This window comes from Streptomyces doebereineriae (assembly GCF_031845645.1).
Taxonomy (GTDB): Bacteria; Actinomycetota; Actinomycetes; order Streptomycetales; family Streptomycetaceae; genus Streptomyces; species Streptomyces canus.
In genome coordinates this window covers 313,115-333,540 of record NZ_JAVREZ010000010.1, presented here as the reverse complement: position 1 = coordinate 333,540, position 20,426 = coordinate 313,115, and the positions used below count along the sequence as shown (strand labels likewise).

Annotated in this window: 20 protein-coding genes; 15 read left to right on the top strand and 5 right to left on the bottom strand. The window is 70.3% G+C overall.

What is annotated here, in order from left to right:
- Positions 1-12 precede the first annotated feature (12 nt).
- Entirely contained in the window at positions 13-930 is a 918-nt protein-coding gene (locus RNB18_RS28740) for an LLM class flavin-dependent oxidoreductase (RefSeq protein ID WP_311717004.1), read from the top strand.
- Here the strand turns inward: RNB18_RS28740 and RNB18_RS28735 are convergent.
- Together RNB18_RS28735 and RNB18_RS28730 are read right to left on the bottom strand one after the other, a co-directional pair.
- Positions 893-1,801 carry a glycoside hydrolase family 16 protein gene (locus RNB18_RS28735; RefSeq protein ID WP_311717003.1) on the bottom strand — a complete coding sequence of 303 codons (909 nt, stop codon included), beginning with the start codon at positions 1,799-1,801 and terminating at the stop codon, positions 893-895. The genes RNB18_RS28740 and RNB18_RS28735 overlap by 38 nt on opposite strands.
- Before the next feature lie 192 nt (positions 1,802-1,993).
- Positions 1,994-2,311, bottom strand: a complete 318-nt coding sequence (locus RNB18_RS28730; protein ID WP_311717002.1) for a hypothetical protein — start codon at positions 2,309-2,311, stop codon at positions 1,994-1,996.
- Between the two features lie 300 nt (positions 2,312-2,611).
- Between RNB18_RS28730 and RNB18_RS28725 the strand changes: the two genes are divergently transcribed.
- From RNB18_RS28725 to RNB18_RS28715, 3 genes are read left to right on the top strand one after another with little or no spacing between them, the layout of a single operon-like run.
- A complete protein-coding gene (locus tag RNB18_RS28725) occupies positions 2,612-3,802 on the top strand; it encodes a PP2C family protein-serine/threonine phosphatase (RefSeq protein WP_311717040.1) in 1,191 nt (396 codons plus the stop codon).
- A 42-nt stretch (positions 3,803-3,844) separates the two neighbouring features.
- A complete protein-coding gene (locus RNB18_RS28720) occupies positions 3,845-5,455 on the top strand; it encodes a sensor histidine kinase (RefSeq protein WP_311717001.1) in 1,611 nt (536 codons plus the stop codon).
- Entirely contained in the window at positions 5,452-5,898 is a 447-nt protein-coding gene (locus tag RNB18_RS28715; protein WP_311717000.1) for a response regulator, read from the top strand. Before RNB18_RS28720 ends, RNB18_RS28715 begins: the two co-directional genes overlap by 4 nt.
- Before the next feature lie 16 nt (positions 5,899-5,914).
- Here RNB18_RS28715 and RNB18_RS28710 read toward each other — a convergent pair whose 3' ends face one another.
- Positions 5,915-6,652 carry a TioE family transcriptional regulator gene (locus tag RNB18_RS28710; protein WP_311716999.1) on the bottom strand — a complete coding sequence of 246 codons (738 nt, stop codon included), beginning with the start codon at positions 6,650-6,652 and terminating at the stop codon, positions 5,915-5,917.
- 58 nt (positions 6,653-6,710) lie between these two features.
- On the opposite strand from RNB18_RS28710, the gene RNB18_RS28705 reads away from it, so the two are divergent.
- The 3 genes from RNB18_RS28705 (at position 6,711) to RNB18_RS28695 (ending at position 9,430) form a co-directional block, all read left to right on the top strand.
- A complete protein-coding gene (locus tag RNB18_RS28705; RefSeq protein WP_311716998.1) occupies positions 6,711-7,913 on the top strand; it encodes an erythromycin esterase family protein in 1,203 nt (400 codons plus the stop codon).
- Between the two features lie 227 nt (positions 7,914-8,140).
- On the top strand, positions 8,141-8,914 hold the full coding sequence (locus RNB18_RS28700) for a chitosanase (RefSeq protein WP_311717039.1): 774 nt from the start codon (positions 8,141-8,143) through the stop codon (positions 8,912-8,914).
- A gap of 90 nt (positions 8,915-9,004) precedes the next feature.
- Positions 9,005-9,430 carry a hypothetical protein gene (locus RNB18_RS28695; RefSeq protein ID WP_311716997.1) on the top strand — a complete coding sequence of 142 codons (426 nt, stop codon included), beginning with the start codon at positions 9,005-9,007 and terminating at the stop codon, positions 9,428-9,430.
- A 57-nt stretch (positions 9,431-9,487) separates the two neighbouring features.
- Here the strand turns inward: RNB18_RS28695 and RNB18_RS28690 are convergent, their stop codons facing one another.
- Complete coding sequence (locus tag RNB18_RS28690) at positions 9,488-10,162, bottom strand: hypothetical protein (protein ID WP_311716996.1); 675 nt, start codon at positions 10,160-10,162, stop codon at positions 9,488-9,490.
- Positions 10,163-10,518: 356 nt separating this feature from the next.
- Between RNB18_RS28690 and RNB18_RS28685 the strand changes: the two genes are divergently transcribed.
- The 7 genes from RNB18_RS28685 to RNB18_RS28655 all read left to right on the top strand — a co-directional run bounded on the left by RNB18_RS28685 (position 10,519) and on the right by RNB18_RS28655 (position 18,597).
- Complete coding sequence (locus tag RNB18_RS28685; RefSeq protein ID WP_311716995.1) at positions 10,519-12,237, top strand: SpoIIE family protein phosphatase; 1,719 nt, start codon at positions 10,519-10,521, stop codon at positions 12,235-12,237.
- Positions 12,238-12,389: 152 nt separating this feature from the next.
- On the top strand, positions 12,390-13,511 hold the full coding sequence (locus RNB18_RS28680; protein ID WP_311716994.1) for a DUF475 domain-containing protein: 1,122 nt from the start codon (positions 12,390-12,392) through the stop codon (positions 13,509-13,511).
- A gap of 68 nt (positions 13,512-13,579) precedes the next feature.
- A complete protein-coding gene (locus tag RNB18_RS28675; protein WP_394817687.1) occupies positions 13,580-14,332 on the top strand; it encodes a DUF4097 family beta strand repeat-containing protein in 753 nt (250 codons plus the stop codon).
- 215 nt (positions 14,333-14,547) lie between these two features.
- Positions 14,548-14,778, top strand: a complete 231-nt coding sequence (locus RNB18_RS28670) for a DUF5133 domain-containing protein (RefSeq protein ID WP_311717038.1) — start codon at positions 14,548-14,550, stop codon at positions 14,776-14,778.
- A 118-nt stretch (positions 14,779-14,896) separates the two neighbouring features.
- On the top strand, positions 14,897-16,555 hold the full coding sequence (locus tag RNB18_RS28665) for a catalase (RefSeq protein ID WP_311716992.1): 1,659 nt from the start codon (positions 14,897-14,899) through the stop codon (positions 16,553-16,555).
- Positions 16,556-16,640: 85 nt separating this feature from the next.
- Positions 16,641-17,990 carry a diacylglycerol/lipid kinase family protein gene (locus RNB18_RS28660; protein ID WP_311716991.1) on the top strand — a complete coding sequence of 450 codons (1,350 nt, stop codon included), beginning with the start codon at positions 16,641-16,643 and terminating at the stop codon, positions 17,988-17,990.
- Positions 17,983-18,597, top strand: a complete 615-nt coding sequence (locus tag RNB18_RS28655; RefSeq protein WP_311716990.1) for a phosphatase PAP2 family protein — start codon at positions 17,983-17,985, stop codon at positions 18,595-18,597. Before RNB18_RS28660 ends, RNB18_RS28655 begins: the two co-directional genes overlap by 8 nt.
- Positions 18,598-18,619: 22 nt before the next feature.
- On the opposite strand, the gene RNB18_RS28650 is transcribed toward RNB18_RS28655, so the two are convergent.
- Positions 18,620-19,234: a hypothetical protein gene (locus tag RNB18_RS28650; protein ID WP_311716989.1), complete on the bottom strand. Its 615-nt coding sequence runs from the start codon at positions 19,232-19,234 to the stop codon at positions 18,620-18,622.
- A 352-nt stretch (positions 19,235-19,586) separates the two neighbouring features.
- On the opposite strand from RNB18_RS28650, the gene RNB18_RS28645 reads away from it, so the two are divergent.
- Complete coding sequence (locus RNB18_RS28645; protein ID WP_311716988.1) at positions 19,587-20,423, top strand: hypothetical protein; 837 nt, start codon at positions 19,587-19,589, stop codon at positions 20,421-20,423.
- The last annotated feature ends 3 nt before the right edge of the window (positions 20,424-20,426 follow it).

The following is a 20,426-nucleotide window of genomic DNA, read 5'->3' as shown; positions in this document are numbered from 1 at the left end:
GACCCACCGCCCATGCCGTACCGACCCCCGCCCAGCTTCGGGATCATGACCGCCCCCATGCAGGTCGACTACCACGACATCCTGCGGGTCTGGCGCGAGGCGGACACCATCCCCGCCATCGAGCACGCCTGGCTCTTCGACCACCTCATGCCGATCGGTGGCGATCTCGACGGCCCGGCCTACGAAGGCTGGACCCTCCTCGCGGCCCTGGCAGCCCAGACCCGACGCCTACGCCTTGGCGTCATGGTGACCAGCAACCGCTTCCGGCCACCCGCGATGCTGGCCAAGATCGCCACAACCGTCGACGTGGTCTCCGGTGGCCGGCTCGACTTCGGCATCGGCGTCGGCTCCCGGCCCGACCACCCCCTGGCCAGGCGCGAGTACGAAGCCCACGGCCTGCCCTTCCACGACTCCGCGCAAGCGGTGAGCAGCCTCGCGGAAGCCTGCACGCTGATCAAGCGACTGTGGACCGAGGAGAAACCCTTCGACCACCACGGCACCCACCACCACCTCACCGGAGCCTTCGGAAACCCCAAACCGGTCCAGCGCCCCCACCCCCCGATCCTCATCGGCGGCCGCTCGTCCGCGACCCTGCGCATTGCGGCCGAACACGCAGACCTGTGGAACATCCCTGGCGGCGACATCGCGGACGTCATCCGGCGCAGCGCCCTGCTGGACCGTTACTGCGCGGAGCTCGGCCGCGACCCGGCCGAGATCACCCGCTCGATCCACCTGCCGGTCTCCTACGACCGTCCGGGCGTCACCCGCGACGCGATCACCGAAGCGATCGAGGCGGGCTTCACCCACATAGTTCTCGGCCTGCCGTCGCCCTACCCCGCCCACGTCGCCCGGTGGATCACCGACGAACTCATCAACCCGTCTGTCCGACCCGTCACTTCCAGCCGTACGCATATGCCGCGACCCACGTGATGTCGAGCTGCGCGCTGCTTCCCGGTGCCGCCCCCGGGCCCTCCAGAGCGCTCTCGTTCTGGAGCACCCAGGACAGGGGACGGTCCGGCACGTCACGGGTGTCATGACCCGTCTGCCGGCCGTCGACGAAGAACCGGACGTGGCCCGGAGTCCACTCGGTGGACACGGTGTGCCACCGCGTCCAGTCGTCGCTTCCAGGGAAGTAGCCCTGCTCACCGCCACCACAGGGATGGTGGAAGGAGCTGAGGGAGCCGGTCCACTCGCCTTCGGGGTGGTCCATCTCGCAGCCTCCGCCGTAGTGCAGCCACGCGGACTTGTAGCCGGGCGCGAGTTTCGTGACCTTGATGCGGGCGCTGTACTTGCCGTACTTCATCTGCATCACCGCACGCGGCACCACCGCCGCGGCATGCACGGGGCCGCCGTCGGCGGGGCGCCACATCCGGACGGACATCCTGCCGTCGCCGTTCGCCGCGGGACCGACGCTCACGGTGTCCTCCGGGTGGTAGACCCCCACCACATCCCGCCCCCTGATGCCGGCCGTGTCGGGCCAACCGGTCGGATACGCCCACCAGTTGTCGCGGTACTTCCCCTTCAGGCCCCCGCAGTAGGCCGCGGAGGTGTCGACGTCGTGCTCGCAGTCGCTGAACGAACCCGGTGGCACCCGGTCGCCGTTGAAGTCCTCGGCGAGGACCTGCCAGAAGGGCCCGCAGTCGCCACGGGGCAGGTGCGCGGCGGTGGTGCGGCAGGCGTCGGCCGGAGCGGGTGCCCCGTCGGCCCGGGGAAGGCCCAGGAGGCCGCCTCCCACGAGGAGGAGGCTCGAGACCATCACCAGGATTCGCTTGTGGTGGTGCGGCGCTGCGTGTGAACCCATCCCGAGGCTCCTTCAGGCGGCCGACGTCGTCCGCCCTTGCCGCGGGGGGGGGGCACCGAAGCGGCCGTGAACCGCGGCGGGCGGACCGCACTTCGCGAAGGAACATCCTCGCCCGCCGGACTCCGTGGCGCCATCCCCCGGACAAGCCGCGAACCGGACGGCCGCTTTTGGTGCCTGCCGCAGAACTCGCTCTCAGAACTCGCTGTCGATGCCGGTTACGACCGCCGGGCCCAACGGCGAGTCCTTCTCGGCCAGGCCGCTGTCACGCAGGGCCCGGGAAACCAGCCGTACCGCTTCGGCCTCGGCCTGCGACCGGTCGGCGGCCTCGACCTCGACCCGGGCGGCGAACATGCCGTCCTCCTCCACGGTCAGCACACTCAGCTCCTCGCTCTCCCCGAGATCCGTGTTCCTGGGGTCCTGAGGCCGGAGCCTTCGCCCGATGTCGGAGCGGACGCTGTCGGGGACCCCGTGCAGGAACGTGCCGGGGACGGTGATCACGTAGGTGGTCACGGCGACTCCTTTCTGACGTCCTACCCGGTTCCCCGTCAGGCCGATCGGAACCGAAGGCCCGGGGAAAGGGCCGCGGATGTGGAGAAGGTGTGTCGCGGAAGGTCGTTTTCTGGAGCCGCCCCTGCATGGTGACGCCGGTCGGGGGTACACGCGGTCGGAACGACCTTCTCCGTGACGTGTGAAGATCGGATCGTCGCTCTGACTACGCTCCCATCGTTGTGCTGGACAACGTCTGGAGGCAAACGACACGTATGGGAGGTCGGGACCGCAGTGATCTCGGGGACTGGGGCTGCCGAGTTGATGTCGGCGACGGCAGCCGGTGCCGAGACGGCGTGGGAGCACTGGGAGCCGTCGGTTCTCCTTGTGGAGGACGATCCCGGCGACGCGCTGCTCGTGGAGGAACTGGTCGCCGACGGCGCCGTGAAGATGCGGCTGCGCTGGGTGCGGTCGATGACCGAGGCCAACGAGGTGCTCGCCACCGAGACGCCCGACTGTGTCCTGCTCGACCTGCACCTGCCGGACGCTCATGGACTTGAGGCGGTTTCCCTGGTCCAAGGGCTGGCCGAGCAGGTAGCCATCGTGGTCCTCACCGGCCTCGCCGAGGAGCAGACCGGCCTCGCCGCGGTCGCGGCCGGCGCGCAGGACTACCTGGTCAAGGGCCGGGTGGAGCCCGAGCTGTTCGGGCGGGCGGTGCGCTACGCGATCCAGCGCAAGCAGACCGAGCAGGCGGCGGTGGCCCTCCAGGCCGGCGCGCTCCAGGCACAGGAGAACGCCCGCCTGGAACGGGGACTGCTGCCGCGCCCCCTCCTGCGTGCCGAGGGCGTCCGCGTCGTGGCCCGCTACCGGCCCGGACGCGCGCAGACACTGCTCGGCGGCGACTTCTACGACATCGTCCAGAGCGCCGACGGCACCCTCCACGCCCTCATCGGGGACGTCTCCGGGCACGGCCCGGACGAAGCGGCCCTGGGAGTCGCCCTGCGGATCGCCTGGCGCACCCTCGTCCTCAGCGGCATCACCGGCGCGCAGCAGATGGCCCGGCTCGAGGAGCTGCTGATGGCCGAACGGGCGCGTGACGAGGTCTTCGCGACCCTCGTGACGCTGGCCGCCGTTCCGGGAGAGGAGCGGGCCCACGTCGTACGAGCCGGTCATCACGGCCTGCTCCAGCGCACCGGAACGGATGTGGAGTGGGTGGAGGTGCCCGGCGGACCGGCCCTGGGCATGGTCCCCGGCGGCGCGAGATGGCCGACCGCACACCTGCCGGTTCCGGCGGGAACGTCGGTGGTGCTCTTCACCGACGGCCTGTTCGAAGGGCATGTGAGCCGTGGCACGGAACGCCTTGGCGAGGAGGGACTGCTGGCCCTCGCCCGTGAGGGTGCCGCCCTGGACGCGGAGGCCTTCGTGGACCGGCTGATCGAGAAGGCCGAGAGCCTCGCCGAGGCCCGGGGCGGCCTGGCCGACGATGTGGCCGTCGTCCATCTGAACTGGAACTGAGTGAGCGGGAGCGTGGTGTCGGAGCACAGGGTGAGGCGAGGAATGGGCGCGGCGTGGATCGGACGTCAGCTGACGGTGCAGGGCTGGTTCTACTTGCTTCTGGCCGTCATGACGCTGCTGGTGGTGGTCGGCAGCGTGGTCGGCGCCCATCTGCTCGGCCGGACGGCAGCGGTCAGCGACCAGCTGCTGCGCCGCATCCAGCCCGCCCAGACCGAGGCGTACCGGCTGCAGGCGGCGCAGGTCAACCAGGAGACGGGCATCCGCGGCTACGCGATCGCCGCCGACCGGCAGTTCCTCGCCCCGTACACCGGGGGCAAACACGCCGAGGCGCGCTCGGCCGCCCGGTTGCACGAGTTCATCGGCGACCGGCCCGAACTGCTGGCGGACCTCAAGGCGATCGAAAGCCAGGCGGCCGACTGGCGCCGCAGCTACGCCGAACCCCTCGCGGTCTCGGTCACCCCCGGCCGGCCGAAGCCGCTGGACCAGCAGAAGGCCGATCAGGGCAAGAAGGAGTTCGACCGGCTGCGCACCCTGTGGAACAAGCAGAACACCGACCTCGCGAAGGCGGTGGAGGACGGCCGCGCCCACCTCGTCCATGAACGGAAGGTACGCGACTCGGTTCTGGCCGGCATGGTCGCGGCCTTCCTGCTGGCCGGCGTCGCCTGTGCCGTCCTGGTCCGGGTCCTGGTGACCCGCCCCCTGGAGGCGCTGGGCACGGCATCGAGGCGGGTGGCGGGCGGTGACTTCGCGTACGTCATCACCGGCGCCGGCCCGGCCGATCTGACCGCGGTGGCCAACGCCGTCGAGGGCATGCGCTGGCATGTCGTGGCCGAACTCGAGGCCTCCCGTGAACAAGAGCAGGAGCTGACCAGGCAGGCCGCCGACCTGGACGCCCAGGCCGAGGAACTGCGCCGCTCCAACGCCGAGTTGGAGCAGTTCGCCTACGTCGCCTCCCACGATCTGCAGGAGCCGCTGCGCAAGGTCGCCTCCTTCTGCCAGCTGCTGGAGAAGCGCTACGGCGACACGCTCGACGAACGCGGCCGACAGTACGTGGACTTCGCGGTCGACGGTGCCCGGCGCATGCAGGTCCTCATCAACGACCTGCTCACCTTCTCCCGGGTCGGACGCGTCAACGACGCCCGGGTGCCTGTCGGTCTCGACCAGGCACTGGACAAGGCGCTGGCCAACCTCGGGACGGCCGTCGAGGAGTCCGGCGCCCGCGTCGACCGCCCGGAACACCTGCCCGAGGTCGTCGGGGACCCCACCCTGCTGGCCATGCTCTGGCAGAACCTGGTCGGCAACGCCCTCAAGTTCCGCGACCCCGACCGCACTCCGCACGTGTCCATCACCTGCGGAACCGACCCCGACAACCCCGACAGCCTGCTGATGACCGTCACGGACAACGGCATCGGCATCCCGGAGCCGTTCACGGAGAAGGTCTTCATCATCTTTCAGAGGCTGCACGGGCGGGACGCCTACGGTGGCACCGGAATCGGTCTGGCACTGTGCAAGAAGATCGTGGAACAACACGGAGGCAGGATCTGGATCGACACCGGCCACACGAACGGCACCCGCTTCTGCTTCACACTCCCGTCCATCACCGAAAGCCCGGAGACATCCGGTATCGGCACCGAGGAAAAGGCCCTGACATGACCACCCCCGCCGCCAGCCCCGTCGACGTGCTCCTCGTCGAGGACGACCCCGGCGACGAGCTGATGACTCGTGAGGCCTTCGAGGACAACAAGATCGGCAACACGCTCCATGTGGTCCGGGACGGCGAGGAAGCACTGGACTTCCTCTACCGACGCGGCGACCACACGGACGCGCCGCGGCCCGACCTGATCCTCCTCGACCTCAACCTCCCCAAGTACGACGGCCGTCAGGTGCTGGAGAAGATCAAGTCCGACCCGGACCTGGCCCACATCCCCGTCGTCGTCCTCACCACCTCCGCGGCCGAGGAGGACATCCTGCGCAGCTACAAACTCCACGCGAACGCCTACGTCACCAAGCCGGTGGACCTGGACCAGTTCATCGCCGCGGTCCGCCAGATCGACGACTTCTTCGTCCAGGTCGTCCGACTGCCACGTCACTTCTGACGCCACGGCCGAGGTCTCATCCGCATCCGCGTTCGCGGAGGTACGCCTCCAGCTCAGCGGCCCCGGTCAGCATCGCCCGTCCGCGGGCGGACAGCCGGCCGTGCCAGTCGCGCAGCGCGGCCTCCAGCGGCTCCAGCCCTCCGGCCTCCCGCACCTGCGCGATCAGCGGTGCGATCTGCTCCAGCCGGTAGCCGCCCCGCCTGAGCTGATGGGTCAGCCGGGCGTCCCGTACGTCGGCCTCGTCGTAGACGCGATACCCGGTCAGCGCGTCTCGGCGGGGGCGCACCAGCCCCGCGCGTTCCCATTTGCGCAGCGTCGCGGGCCGGATGTCGAGCTTGGCTGCCAGCGGTCCGATGAAGGTGCCGCCGGGTCCGGCCACCGCGGCGGGCGCGGACGCCTTTCCGGCCTCCAGGTCGCGCAGGGCCCTCTCCACGGCCTCAAGGGTCCGCCGGTCGTCGAGGAGTTGGACATGGCTCTCGTCGATGAGACGGAACGCCTCCTCGGCAGCGCTCTCGTTCACCGCCCGCATGATCGACGTCGCCGTCCCGTGGCCGTGACCGGGCACCAGGGCGAGGAAGGCGCGCAGGGCACCCGCGTGCACAGCGGTGTAGGTGCGGTAGCCGTGCGGCGTGCGACCGGCCGCCGGGAGGATGCCGGCCTCCTCGTAGTTCCTGATCGCCTGGGTGGACAGACCGTGCCCGCGCGCCAGATCGACCGGCCTGAGCCGACCCTCGTTTTGAAGCTTTCGTCCCACGTCAGCGACCATATCGCGAAAAAGTCTCAACCGAGGGTTCAACGATAGCGTTGAAGGCATGACGACTGACATCAAGGACACCGTCCAGGCCGTCGACGCTGCCGCCGTCATGGGACTGCTCCCGGCCCGGCCCCGGCTGCTCGCCCTGGGCGAGCCCACCCACGGCGAGGACACCCTGCTCGAACTGCGCAACGAGCTCTTCTGCCGGCTCGTGGAGCAGGAGGGCTACCGGACGATCGCGCTCGAGAGCGACTGCATGAGGGGCCTGGCGGTGGACGACTACGTCACCTCGGGCACCGGCACCCTCGACGAGGTGATGGAGCACGGATTCAGCCACGGCTGGGGCGCCTGTGCGGCCAACCGCGAACTCGTGCGCTGGATGCGCTCTCACAACAAGGGCCGGCCCGCCTCCGAGTGGCTCCGCTTCGCCGGCTTCGACGGCCCGCTGGAGATCACCGGCGCCGCGAGCCCCCGGCAGGCCCTCACCGCACTCCACGGCTACCTGGCGGCCCGGGTGGACGCGGATCTGCTCCCCTGTACCGCGGAGACGCTCGACCACCTGCTCGGCGCCGACGACCGGTGGACCGATCCCGCCGTGATGAGGGACCCGGCCCGGTCCGTCGGGCAGTCGGCCGAAGCGTGCCGACTGCGTCTGCTCGCCGACGAGCTGGTGACGCTGCTCGACGTCCAGACACCCCACCTGATCACGGCGACCTCGCGGGACGACTGGGAGCGGGCGCGCCTGTACGGCCGCACCGCGACCGGCCTGCTGCGCTACCACCACTCGATGGCCGACACCTCACAGACCCGCTTGACGCGCCTGTGCGCGCTGCGGGATTCGATGATGGCCGACAACCTCCTCGCCGTCGCCGCCCGGGGCCCGGCACTCGTCCACGCCCACAACTCCCATCTCCAGCGGGAGAAGAGCGCGATGCAGATGTGGGAGGGGCGGGTGGAGTGGTGGAGCGCCGGTGCGCTGGTGAGCGCCCGACTCGGCGCGGAGTACGCCTTCGTGGCAACGGCTCTCGGCACGATCCGGCACCAGAGGGTGGACACACCGCCGCCGGACACCGTCGAAGGATTCCTGTACGCCCTTCCGCAGGCCCCCTGCCTCGTCGACGCCCGGCGGCTGGCCACCGCTCTCGGCGACACACTGCCCGCGCCCCGTGTGTCCCCCTGGTTCGGCTACGCCCCGCTCGATCCGGCCCACTTGGCCACCGGTGACGGCCTCGTTTTCGTCAAGGACGTCGTGCGGAGCTAGCCCCCTTTCGACCGTCGGTCGAACTCAGGTCCCACTGACCATCATTCGTTCGAACATACGAAGTTCCCACGCGGTGGGTTACTGTGCGCGCCTCGCACTGGTAGGAAACGTTCCTAACAATCAGGTCTGGACCAACTCTCCACCCCCCACCTCCACTTGGAGTCCCCGTGGAACCTGACACAGTGCCCCCGGCCGCCCACACCTCCCGCCGCGCCCTCCTCGCTCTGATGGGAGCGGCGACCTGCGCCGCCATGTTCAGCCCTCCGTGCGCCGCGGCAGCGCCCGCGGCCGCAGCGGGCCTCGACGACCCCGCGAAGAAGGAGATCGCCATGAAGCTGGTGTCGAGCGCGGAGAACTCCTCGCTCGACTGGAAGGCGCAGTACAAGTACATAGGGGACATAGGTGACGGCCGCGGCTACACCGCCGGGATCATCGGCTTCTGCTCCGGCACCGGAGACATGCTCGACCTCGTCGAGCTGTACGCCGACCGCAAGCCCGGCAACGTCCTCGCCAGGTATCTGCCGGCGCTGCGCCGCGTCGACGGCACCGACTCGCACGACGGCCTGGACCCGAACTTCCCCGACGACTGGCGCAAGGCCGCCCGGGACGCGGCGTTCCAGCAGGCGCAGAACGACGAACGCGACCGCGTCTACTTCAACCCCGCCGTCAGGCAGGGCAAGGCGGACGGCCTGCGTGTGCTCGGTCAGTTCGCGTACTACGACGCCATCGTCATGCACGGCGACGGCGGCGACGCGACCAGCTTCAGCAGCATCCGCCGCCGGGCCCTGCGCCAGGCCAGGCCCCCGGCGCAGGGCGGCGACGAAACGACGTACCTGAACGCCTTCCTCGACGCACGCGTGTGGGCGATGAAGCAGGAGGAGGCGCACAGCGACACCAGCCGGGTCGACACCGCCCAACGCGTCTTCCTGCGCCAGGGCAACCTCGACCTGAACCCGCCACTGGACTGGAAGGTCTACGGGGACAGCTTCCACATCGGCTGAGACAGGTGACGGGTGACGGCCCGGTGCCACAGCACCGGGCCGTTTCGACAGAGAGTGTTTGCCGTCGAAGCGAGCGGTAACGCGTTGTCCATGAGTGAATCGAACGAGCAGACGAACCAAGATTCCGCGACCACGCAGGCCGCGGCGAAGGCGCGCCGTACCACGGCGAAGGCCACCGCCCCGGCGACCAAGGCCGCGAACAAGGCGGCCGCGAAGACGGATGACGCTGCGTCAGCGGGCAAGGAGGCGACGGAGCGGACGGCCAGGACGGCGAGCGGGGCCGCGCAGACCGCGGCCAAGAGCGTCGAGTCCGGCCGCCAGACCGTCATCGCCGCCTCGGGGCAGGCCGCGGCCGTCGCCAAGACGGCCTGGACGGTGATAGCCCAGCGAAAGCTCATCGCCGCAGGCGTGGGTGTCGGCGTGACCGCGCTGACCGCGACGTCGTACGCGGCCGGCCGACGCGCCGGGCGTCACGTGCACGGTCCGATCACCCGCTTGACCGGCGGGCGGATCTGACGGGGGAGAGGCAGACGCGGAGACGTTCCTTCGCGGCAGGGGCATACCGACTGCTGGTCACCGCCCCGGCGACAGCAGGTCGTTGAGACGTGCGCCCGCCGCCCACTGCCGCAGAGCGGACCCGTCGAGCAGGTGGATCGTCTCCTCCCTCCGAGCCCACCGGATGTCCCGGGCGGTGAAGACACCGCGATGGACGACCAGGCGCAGGGGCGATTCCTGGTCCCCGCGGTGCGAGTGAGGATGTGGCGTGTCCTCGTCGGGGAGGGGTTCCGCCACCGGCCGGAAGGCCACGTCGATGCGACGGCCGGCCGTGTCCCGGGCGCACAGTCGCGGCCGGTCCGGCGCGGGCATCAGCCGCACCCGCCACCCGTCCCGGCGCAGCATCCGCGCCACCGCCAACGCGAGTCCCTGGGTGTCGAGTTCGAGCAGCTCGTCCGCGGTGTAGTAGCCGATACGTCGGCGAGCGCCAGGGCGTCCGTGCCGTATGGCGGCCGTGACGACCAGGGCCAGGAACGCGACACCGGCGACAGGGACGACGATGCCGGCAGCGCGATACCCCGCGGCGAGCACGGCGGCCACCGCGCACACGGCTGCCACGACACCGGCGAAGGCGGGCAGCACGTCACGGAACCTGGGCCCGTAGAGCCCCTGGGCCCGCAGCACGCGCACTACATGGCGCTTGCGTGAGCGGCGTGACGGGATGAGGCCGGACATCCACGATAGGCGTGCCACAGACCCAGCCCTCCCCATGCCGCCTGTCTCCACCCGTGACTTCACGGATACCCAGTGCGCGGCCAAGTGCCTTGAAAGCAGGGGGAATTCGGCCACGCGCACCCGGCGCACGGAAGCGTCAGGGGGCGCGAAGGTGTCGTGACTCCCCGCGCTCCACGCTTGCCGCGACCGCCCGCGCGCCGGGTCCACGCCAGGTCGCTTCCGCGCGCCCGGGCCCTGCCGACCCGGTTGCGAGGTCTCGCTCACACGCGAGGCTGGATACATGGGTGTCGGGGCAGACGGGAAGGGCAGGTACGCCGGACGAAATTCCCACCTACGGGCAAGGGGCGGCGGCCGACCAGCGAGGAGAGGAAGACATGACAGGCGCGGAGGACGCGGCGACCCCCGGGAGACGACCCCCGGCCATACCCGCCGCGGGGCTCACCCGGGCCCTCGAGGCCATCGGGACCGCGGCGTACGTCGTGGACGAGGAAGGCCGCGTCATCGCCGTCAACGCCCATGCCGAACAGCTGCTGGTCCGGCCCGCCGAGGAGTTCCTCGGCCGCGACGCGCACGACCTGCTGCACCGCGACGCCCACGGCCACCCCATGCCGAGGAGCCGGTGCGATATGCGGCAGGCCTTCCACGCCGGGCGCACCGCCCAGACCGAGGGGGACCACTTCGAGTGCGGGGACGGCTCCTTGCTGCCCGTGTCGTGGCTGATCACGCCGTACGTCGTGGACGGCTGGGATGCCGGCACGCTCGTGCTCGTCCACGCCCAGCGCCCGCCGGAGACCGCCAGGCGACCGGAGACGGCGGCCAATCCGCTGCCGGAACTCGAGCGGCTCGCACTGCTGGCCGAGACCACCACCCGGCTGACCTCCACTCTCGACGCCGAGGAGACGCTGCGCCGGCTGTTGGCCCTGGTGGTGCCCCGGCTGGCGGACTGGGCCGTCGTCGATCTGATCACCGAGCGCGACGAGGTGTGGCGCACCGACGTCGTCCACGCCGAGAACGGCACCCTGGTGCGCCACGAGGACCTCCAGGGACCCATGCCGCCGGTCCCGGAGGATTCGCCGATGCCCCTGTCCAGAGCCCTGCGCGGGGTCGCCTCGACTCTGGCCGGCCCGCAGACCTACCAGCAGGAACCGGACTCCGGTATCGCGGTGGAACAGCACCGCCTGTTCGAGGTCACCGGTATCCGCTCCGCCGCCATCGCCCCCATCCGCAGCACCCGCGCGGTCCTGGGCGCGCTGACCCTGGGCCGCGCCAAGGATCCGGCGGACTTCACCACCGCCGATCTCCCCCTGATAGAGGACATCGCCCGCCGGGCAGGCCTGGCCCTGGACAACGCGCGTCTGTACCAGCGTCAGCGCAAGGTCGCCGAGACCATGCAGAACCACCTGCTGCCCCAGATGCCGCGGGTGCCCGGACTGCAGATGACGGCCCGCTACCTGCCCGCTCCCGATGCCTCACAGGTCGGCGGCGACTGGTACGACGCCTTCTCCCTCTCCGACGGTGCCACCGCACTGGCGGTCGGAGACGTCGTCGGCCACGACCTGGAGGCCGCGGCCGGCATGGCGCAACTGCGCAACATGCTCCGCGCCTACGCCTGGTCCCACCAGGAACCCCCGAGCCGGATCGTCGCCCGGCTCGACGAGGCGGTCATGCACATCACCGACGTCACCATGGCCACCACGATCTTCGCCCGCGTCGAGGAGCGGGACGACGGGCACTGGGAGCTGTGCTGGACCAACGCCGGCCACCCGCCACCCCTTCTGATCAGCCACGACGGCCTGGCCCGCTATCTGACCGACGGCCACGGCATCCTCCTGGGCACCGGAGTCCGTACACCCCGTTCCGACGCGACCGCCCCGCTGCCGCCCGGCTCCACGCTGCTGCTGTACACCGACGGCCTGATCGAGGCGCCGGGCCAGACCCTCGACGAGGGTCTGCAGCGCCTGCGCAGACACGCCGCCGCCCTCGCCCACCGCCCGCTGGCCTCCTTCACCGATCAGGTGCTGCGCCGGGTCCGACACGTCACCAACGACGACGACGTCGCCCTCCTCGCCGTACGAGCACCCACTCGGACATGATCCGGACAGCCGGTCCGACACCCGCCAGGGCGTCCGCGCCGGCACCCCGCGCCACCTCGGCGACGGACGACCGTGATAGACAACGCCCGTGCCCCCATGGGCCGTTTGCGCCCGCCACCCGGGCGACCGCCCGATGACAGGACTTGGTGCCAGTGATTCTGAAGACCTTTCGCTGGGCGTTCGCGGTCACCGCGCTCGGCCTGGCCGCAGGAGTGCTGTACGACGGCTGGGCCGCGTTCGGCATCGTGGCGATCCTGGCCGTGCTGGAGATCTCGCTGTCGTTCGACAACGCGGTGGTCAACGCCGGAATCCTGAAGAAGATGAACGCCTTCTGGCAGAAGATCTTCCTCACGGTCGGCGTTCTGATCGCCGTGTTCGGCATGCGGCTGGTCTTCCCGGTCGTGATCGTCGCCATCACCGCGAAGCTCAATCCGTACGACGCGGTCCAGCTGGCCGTGACCGACAAGGACCGTTACCAGCAGCTGGTGACCGACGCGCACCCCGCGATCGCCGCGTTCGGTGGCATGTTCCTGCTGATGATCTTCCTGGACTTCATCTTCGAGGACCGGGACATCAAGTGGCTGGCCTGGCTGGAGCGGCCGCTGGCCAAGCTCGGCAAGGTCGACATGCTGTCGGTCTGCATCGCCCTGGTCGTCCTGCTGGTCACCGCGTTCACCTTCGCGACCCACGCCCACCAGCACGGCGGCGCGCACGCCGACAAGGCGCAGACCGTCCTGATCTCCGGTATCGCGGGTCTGATCACCTACATGGTCGTCGGCGGCCTCTCCGGCTACTTCGAGAACAAACTCGAAGAGCAGGAGGAACGCGAGGAAGAGGCCGAACGCTCCGGCGGGACCGGATCGCCGGTCAAGCTGGCAGGCCAGGCGGCGTTCTTCATGTTCCTCTATCTCGAGGTTCTCGACGCCTCGTTCTCCTTCGACGGCGTGATCGGTGCGTTCGCCATCACCAACGACATCGTCCTGATGGCGCTGGGTCTCGGCATCGGCGCGATGTACGTCCGGTCCCTGACCGTGTACCTGGTCCGCCAGGGCACCCTCGACGACTACGTCTACCTGGAGCACGGCGCCCACTACGCGATCGGCGCCCTCGCGGTGATCCTCATGGTCACCATCCAGTACCAGATCAACGAGATCATCACCGGTCTCGTCGGTGTCGTCCTGATCGGCTGGTCCTTCCTGTCCTCCGTGCGCCGCAACAAGGCGCTCGCGGCGGCCGAGGGGCCGACGGAGACGGACTCGGTCCCGGTGCCGTAGGCCCGAACGGTCCGGCCCCGCCGTCCGCCTCTGCCATGGCTGCGGCGAACCGGGGCATCCGAGGCTGTATGAAGGCGATGCCGACACGGCGCCTGACGCGCCTGATGGTGGTACTGGCACTGCTGCCTCTCGCCGGGGCGTGCAGCGACGATGACGGCGGGCAGCAGACGTCGGGAACCTTCCGCACGGCGGGCTCCGGCGACCGTGTGGTGATCGCCACCGACAACGGCCTGCGGCTGCGCCCGGCCGACGGCCGCGGCGTCACCGTCGACGACCGCGTCGGCGGGCGCTGGTCCCATCGCGGGAAGGTGTGGACGCTCGACCTGTCGTGCGCCGACCGGACCACGGGCGACGAGGGCTGCCCCCGGATGCCGTACGTCGAAATCCCCGACGGCGTGAGCGTCACGGCCACCGCCCGCAACGCCGGCGTCGACGTGGCGGGCGTCGCCGCCGCGCTGGACATCTCGACCGTCAACGGCGATGTGACGGTGACCCGTTCCGGACGCGACGACGCCGACGTACGGCTGTCCACCCGCAACGGCTCGGTGCGCGCGACGAGCGTGGCAGCGGAGCGCGTCCACGCGGCCACCACCAACGGCGACGTGGTGGTGGGGTGTGCCGCGGTCCCGTCTGGCGTCGGCGCCGCGACCGTCAACGGCTCGGTCGACGTCACCGTGCCCCACGACAGCCCGGCCTACCGGGTCACCGCCTCCACCGACAACGGCCGCGCCACGGTGGCCGTCCCGGCACAGCGCGCCGACCGGAACCACACCATGACGCTGACCACGGTCAACGGCGACGTCGACGCCCGCCGGGACTGACCCGGGTGTGCCGGAAGGAGAGCTGAACGCAAGGCGGGTTTGGGCCGGGGAGGTCAGGGCAGACGGGCGGCAGGTGCTTGGGATCACAGGCCCACCGCGGAAGCGGCCGAATGCGGCTCTCCTTGGTGTGTCCGCCGAGGCCTCTCCCGCGACAGTCCGAGTGACGCGGCGGATGCGACCGCCCTCACTCCCCTGCGCAGATGGAGGAGCGAATCATGCTCATGGCCCACCCCGCCCTTCTGACCGACCTGCTCGAGCGCTACGAGGCGCTGAGTGTTCTGCACGCGGAGGAGGGCAGCGCCGGGGCGCGGCAGCGCCTCGAGGACGTGTCGTACACCTTGTGCATCGCCACGGGCACCCGTGACATCGACTCCGCCCTGGCAGCTGCCCGCCGTCAGCTGTCCGGCGCCCGCCCCGACGACGACGCACTGATGGCGGACGCGTGACGTGAGTGGCGCGAGCCGACCGGGTACCCGGGTGATCCGCCGAACACCGGCCGGAGGCCGCCCGCTGGGCCAGGGGCCGCCACCCGCCGAGAACCCGATAACCAAGGAGTCCCCGATCATGACGGACGTGTCCGGTAACGGTCCCGCTCCGGCGGACGACCGCAAGGTGCTCACCAACCGCCAGGGCCACCCGGTCCACGACAACCAGAACCAGCGCACCGTGGGCGCCCGCGGGCCCGCCACGCTGGAGAACTACCAGTTCCTGGAGAAGATCAGCCATTTCGACCGGGAACGCATCCCCGAGCGCGTCGTACACGCTCGCGGTGTGACCGCCTACGGCTACTTCGAGTCCTACGGCGCCTGGGGCGAGGAGCCGATCAGCCGGTACACCCGGGCCAAGCTGTTCCAGGACCGCGGCAGGCGCACCGACCTGGCCGTCCGCTTCTCCACCGTCATCGGCGGGCGCGACTCCTCCGAGGCCGCCCGCGACCCGCGCGGCTTCGCCGTGAAGTTCTACACCGAGGACGGCAACTGGGACCTGGTGGGCAACAACCTGGGCGTCTTCTTCATCCGGGACGCGATCAAGTTCCCGGACGTCATCCACGCCCTCAAACCCGACCCGGTCACCTTCGAGCAGCAGCCGCGCCGGATCTTCGACTTCATGTCGCAGACACCGGAGTCGATGCACATGCTGGTCAACCTGTTCAGCCCGCGTGGGATCCCCGCGGACTACCGCCACATGCAGGGCTTCGGAGTCAACACCTACAAGTGGGTCAACGCCGACGGCGAGACCAAGCTGGTCAAGTACCACTGGATGCCCAAGGCGGGCGTCCGCTCGATGACCGAGGAGGACGCCGCCAACGTGCAGGCCGACTCGCTCGGCCACGCCACCAAGGATCTCTACGAGGCGGTAGCCCGCGGGGAGTACCCCGAGTGGGAGCTCCTGGTCCAGATGATGGACGACCACGACCACCCGGAGCTGGACTTCGACCCGCTCGACGACACCAAGACCTGGCCCGAGCAGGAGTTCCCGCCGAAGCCGGTGGGCCGGATGGTGCTCGACCGGATGCCGGACAACTTCTTCGCCGAGAACGAGCAGATCTCCTTCGGCACCGGCGTCCTCGTCGACGGACTGGACTTCTCCGACGACAAGATGCTGGTGGGCCGGACCTTCTCCTACAGCGACACCCAGCGCCACCGGGTCGGCCCGAACTACCTCCAGCTCCCCGTCAACCAGGCCAAGAACGCCGACGTGCGCACCAACCAGCGCGACGGCCAGATGACCTACCACGTGGACGGCGCGGGCGAGAACCCGCACGTCAACTACGAGCCGTCCATCACCGGCGGCCTGCGCGAGGCGCAGTACGCGACGCACGACGAACAGGGCCCGGAGATCCACGGCCGGCTCACGCGCAAGCGCATCCCGCGCACCAACGACTACCTGCAGGCGGGCCAGCGGTACCTGCTCCTGGAGGAGTGGGAGCGCGACGACCTGGTGAAGAACCTCACCGACCTGATCGCCCAGTGCGACCGGCCCGTACAGGAGCGCATGGTGTGGCACTTCCTGCTGGTCGAGAACGACCTGGGCCTGCGGGTCGGCGACGGGCTCGGCATCAGTCCGGAGGACGTCGCCGGGCTTGAGCCGCTGACCGGCCAGGACCTCACCGACGAGGACCGCAAGCGGTTGTCGAACCTCGGCAAGAACCCTCCGCGCGACGTCGAGGGACTGACCATGACCCACTGCGTCCCCGACGAGCGACACGTCGTGACCCGCTGAACCGCAGGGGACCGGGGCGGCACCGGCAGCCAGAGCTCCAGCATGAGATCGTTGGGCCACCGATCCGTGAGAGGCGACCCGGACGATGAATGAGGTGGAGCCGGACGGCTCCGGTAGCGCAGCGAGGACGCTGGCCCGGCTGGCTCTGCTCTGCCTGGCAGGGGTGGTCGCGGCGGTCGTGGCCGCGGGCCAGTGGCTGCTCCTGCTGCTGGGCCTGGTGGGCCTCGCCCTGGCCGGCGCGGGCATCTGGTGGGCCCTGGCACATCGGGGTCTGGCGCGTCTGTGCGGCGCCCTGCTGGCCGTCGCCGCGCCCGTCGCCGTCCTGGTCCTGTACGCGGTGTCCGGCCTGTGGCCGTTCGCGGCGGCGGCGCTGGGTCTGTGGGCGGCGGCACTGGCCTGCGCGAGAAGCGCACTGCGCCGGCTGCGGTCACCCCGTGGCATGCACTCGCATCCGGTCCGGCCGCCCCGCAGACCCGTGCTGATCATGAATCCGCTGTCGGGCGGCGGAAAGGTCGCCGAGCACGGCCTTGTGGAGCGGGCCGAGGCGTTGGGCGCGCGGGTGATCCTGCTCGACGTGGACGACAGCCCCGATCCGGCGGCGCTTGCTCGCCAGGCCGTCGCGGAGGGCGCGGACCTGCTCGGCGTGGCCGGCGGTGACGGCACCCAGGCGCTGGTGGCGGCGGTGGCCGCCGAACACGATGTGCCGTTCGTGGTCCTTGCCGCCGGGACCCGCAACCACTTCGCGATGGACCTGGGCCTGGACCGCGACGACCCGGCAAGCGGTCTCAAGGCTCTCTCGCACGGCGTGGAGATCCGTGTCGATCTGGGCGACGTGGCGGGTCGGCCCTTCGTGAACACGGTCTCCTTCGGGACGTACGCGGAGATCGTGCAGAGGCCCGAGTACCGCGAGGCCAAGGCGTCCACCACCCTCGACCTGCTGCCGGACCTGCTGGCCGGCGAGGTCGGCGCACAGCTGACCGCCACGGCGGACGGCCGGCGGCTCGAAGCCCCGCACGCGCTGCTGGTGAGCAACAACCCCTATGTGCAGGCAGGCCCGATGGGCGGCGGGCGAAGATCCCACCTGGACGGAGGCCGACTCGGTGTGATCAGTCTGCGGATCGAGGGCCCCGCACAGGCCGCCGAACTCGCGCTGCGGGGCGAACGCGCCAGCGGGATCACCTCGTCGACCTCGCGGCGGGTGGTCGTCGAGGCCGACGAGGAGACCATCCCGGTGGCCGTTGACGGCGAGGCGCTGCTGCTGCCCCAGCCGGTCGTGTGCACCGTACGACCCAAGGCCCTGCGGGTGCGGGTACCGAGAAACCGTCCCGGCGCGCCGTACACTGCCCCGTCCGTCGACTGGCGCCGTGTCGTCCGACTGGCCCTCAAAAGGACTTCCTTCCCGGCCGTCAAGAACCAGGAGCAGAGCGATGCTTGACCGACCGCAGCGCCAACAGCGAACCTCCCGCGAGCTGTTGCGGGATCTCGCCGCCCTCGACCAGGCGTTGTACGAGGCCGTGACGGTCACCAGCACACCGGCCCTGGACTACGCCCTGCGCCGGCTGTCGGCCGCGGCGGACCACTCCAAGATCTCGTTCACGATCGCCGGTCTGCTCGCCCTGTGCCCCGGGCGGCCCCGGCGCGCCGCCGCCCTCGGAGTCGCGGCCATCGGTGTCGCCTCGGCGAGCGCGAACATGCTCGGCAAGCGCCTGGTACGCCGGCCGCGTCCGCACCGGGCCGAGGACTCGCCGTTTCCGGGGCGGCACGTGCCGATGCCGGAGTCCGCGTCCTTCCCCTCGGGGCACACGGCGTCCGCGGTCGCCTTCGCGGCGGCGGTGGGGCCTGCGCTTCCCGTCGCCACGGTGCCGCTGGGCCTGTTGGCCTGCGCGGTGGGCTACTCACGGATCCACACCGGGGTGCACTATCCGGGCGACGTGGTCGCCGGTGCCGTACTGGGCACCGGAGCGGCTGCCACGGTCCTCGCGGCCGCCGGATGGCAGGGTCGGGGCAGGGGCGGTTTCCGTATCTCACGGCCGGCCGGCTGAAGGAGCCTCGGTGCGGCGTTCGTCAGTCCGCCTGCTGGGAGCTGTCCTCGGTTTGCGCTGCAGGTCCGCTCGCGTCGGGTGAGGTGTAGAAGACCGAGGTCCCCTGCTTGGTGCGCTGGGCCCGGTTCCTGGCCACGAGTCCCTCGAGTGTGGTGCGCACGACGGTGGCCTTGATCGTGCGCTCGGGGTGTTGCCGGCCCAGCGCGGTGGAGATCTCGGCCGCCGAACGGGGCTCCCTCTGGTCGGCCAGATGCTCTCGGACAAGGTCGACGAGGGTGGGCCCTGACGGCACGGTCGAAGCCTTGGCGGCTGCCTTCTTTCCGGTCTGCTTTCCGGCCGGTGCGGTGGATTTCCGGGTGCCCGTCCGTTCGCCCGGGGCGGCCGCCTTCTTACGGGGAGCGGGCACCGCTGCGCCAGGTGGGGTGGCGGGCGAATCGGGTTTCGTCGGGGTGCCCAGGACCTGCCGGAGGTTCAGCAGGACTGCGTGGTCGTTCCGCACGGCGGCCAACTGACCCTGGAGTGCTTCGATTTCACCGCTGAGGCGCTCTTGTTCCTTGAGGTTGCGTTCGAGGTCACCGGCCACCTGGTTGCTGTACTGGGAGGTCAACTCGGTGGTGCCGGGGGCGGTTTCGGACATGGGCTCGCACCTCTTCCTGGGGCCTTGGCCCGCAGTGCGCGCGCCCGCGGCCTCGGTGAAATCCAATGGGCGTGCTGTCTCGCCTGCATCCGCTGGTGCGGTGTCAATTTCTGCCGCACGCCGCTGTCGTAGCGATAGTACGCAGGACGCGTGTCTTGATATGTGCTTGTGCCGCAACGGCAGGCTTTCCGGTGCGGCCCAGGACCGCCGACGGCCGCGTATATCGGGCTGTGAGTGGGGCATCCGGTGGTGCACAGCACTTTTGGCACCACAAAGCGACGAAGGGATGTCAGACGTGATGAAACCGTCCTTACGTACTTCTCGCTTAGCCGCTCTGGGTGTCGGCGGCGTCGTGTCGGTCGCCTTGCTGACGGGATGCGGCGACGACGGGGCAAGCGGGGCCGGCAACGCGGATCGGTCCGCCGCACAGGGACAGCCGCAGTCCTCGCCGGCTCAGGTGGTCCAGGCGACCAACAAGAAGACCACGCAGGCGGAGACAGCCCGCATCAAGCTGGCGACCACCGTCGACGCGGGCGGCAACAGCGAGACGATCACCGGTTCCGGCGTGCTGGACCTGCAGGACGGCACGAGCCGTATGCGGATGGGCCAGGGCGGCCAGCAGCTCGAACAGCGGATCGTGAACCAGGTTCTGTACCAGAAGCCCCCTGCGGCAAGCGGCCAACTGCCCGAGGGCAAGAGCTGGATGAAGGTGGACCTGCAGCGACTGAATCGCTCGCAGGGCACCGGTGGCCCCGCGATGAGCGACCCGGCGAATTCCTTCGCCTACACCAAGTCCCTGTCCGAGAAGGACGTGCGGAAGGTGGGCGAGGAGACCGTCAACGGCGTGTCCACCGCGCACTACCGGGTCGATCTCGACCTGTCGAAGCTGGCCGAGGGTGACTCGGCCCAAGAACGAAAGCTGCGCGCGCAGTTGGGCGACAACGTGCCCGTCGATCTCTGGATCGACGAGGACGGACTCACCCGCCGTCAGCAGATCCGGATGACCGTCAAGGACACCGCGCAGACCGGCGGGGCCGGCGCATCCGCCCAGCAGGCCCAGGCGAAGGTCGTCATGGACTTCAGCGGCTTCGGCACCGAGGTCGACGTCGCGGCGCCTCCGTCCGCCGACACCGTCGACGTGACCGACAAGGTGTCTCAGCAGAGCGGAACGAGCTCGCAGACGAACTGACCC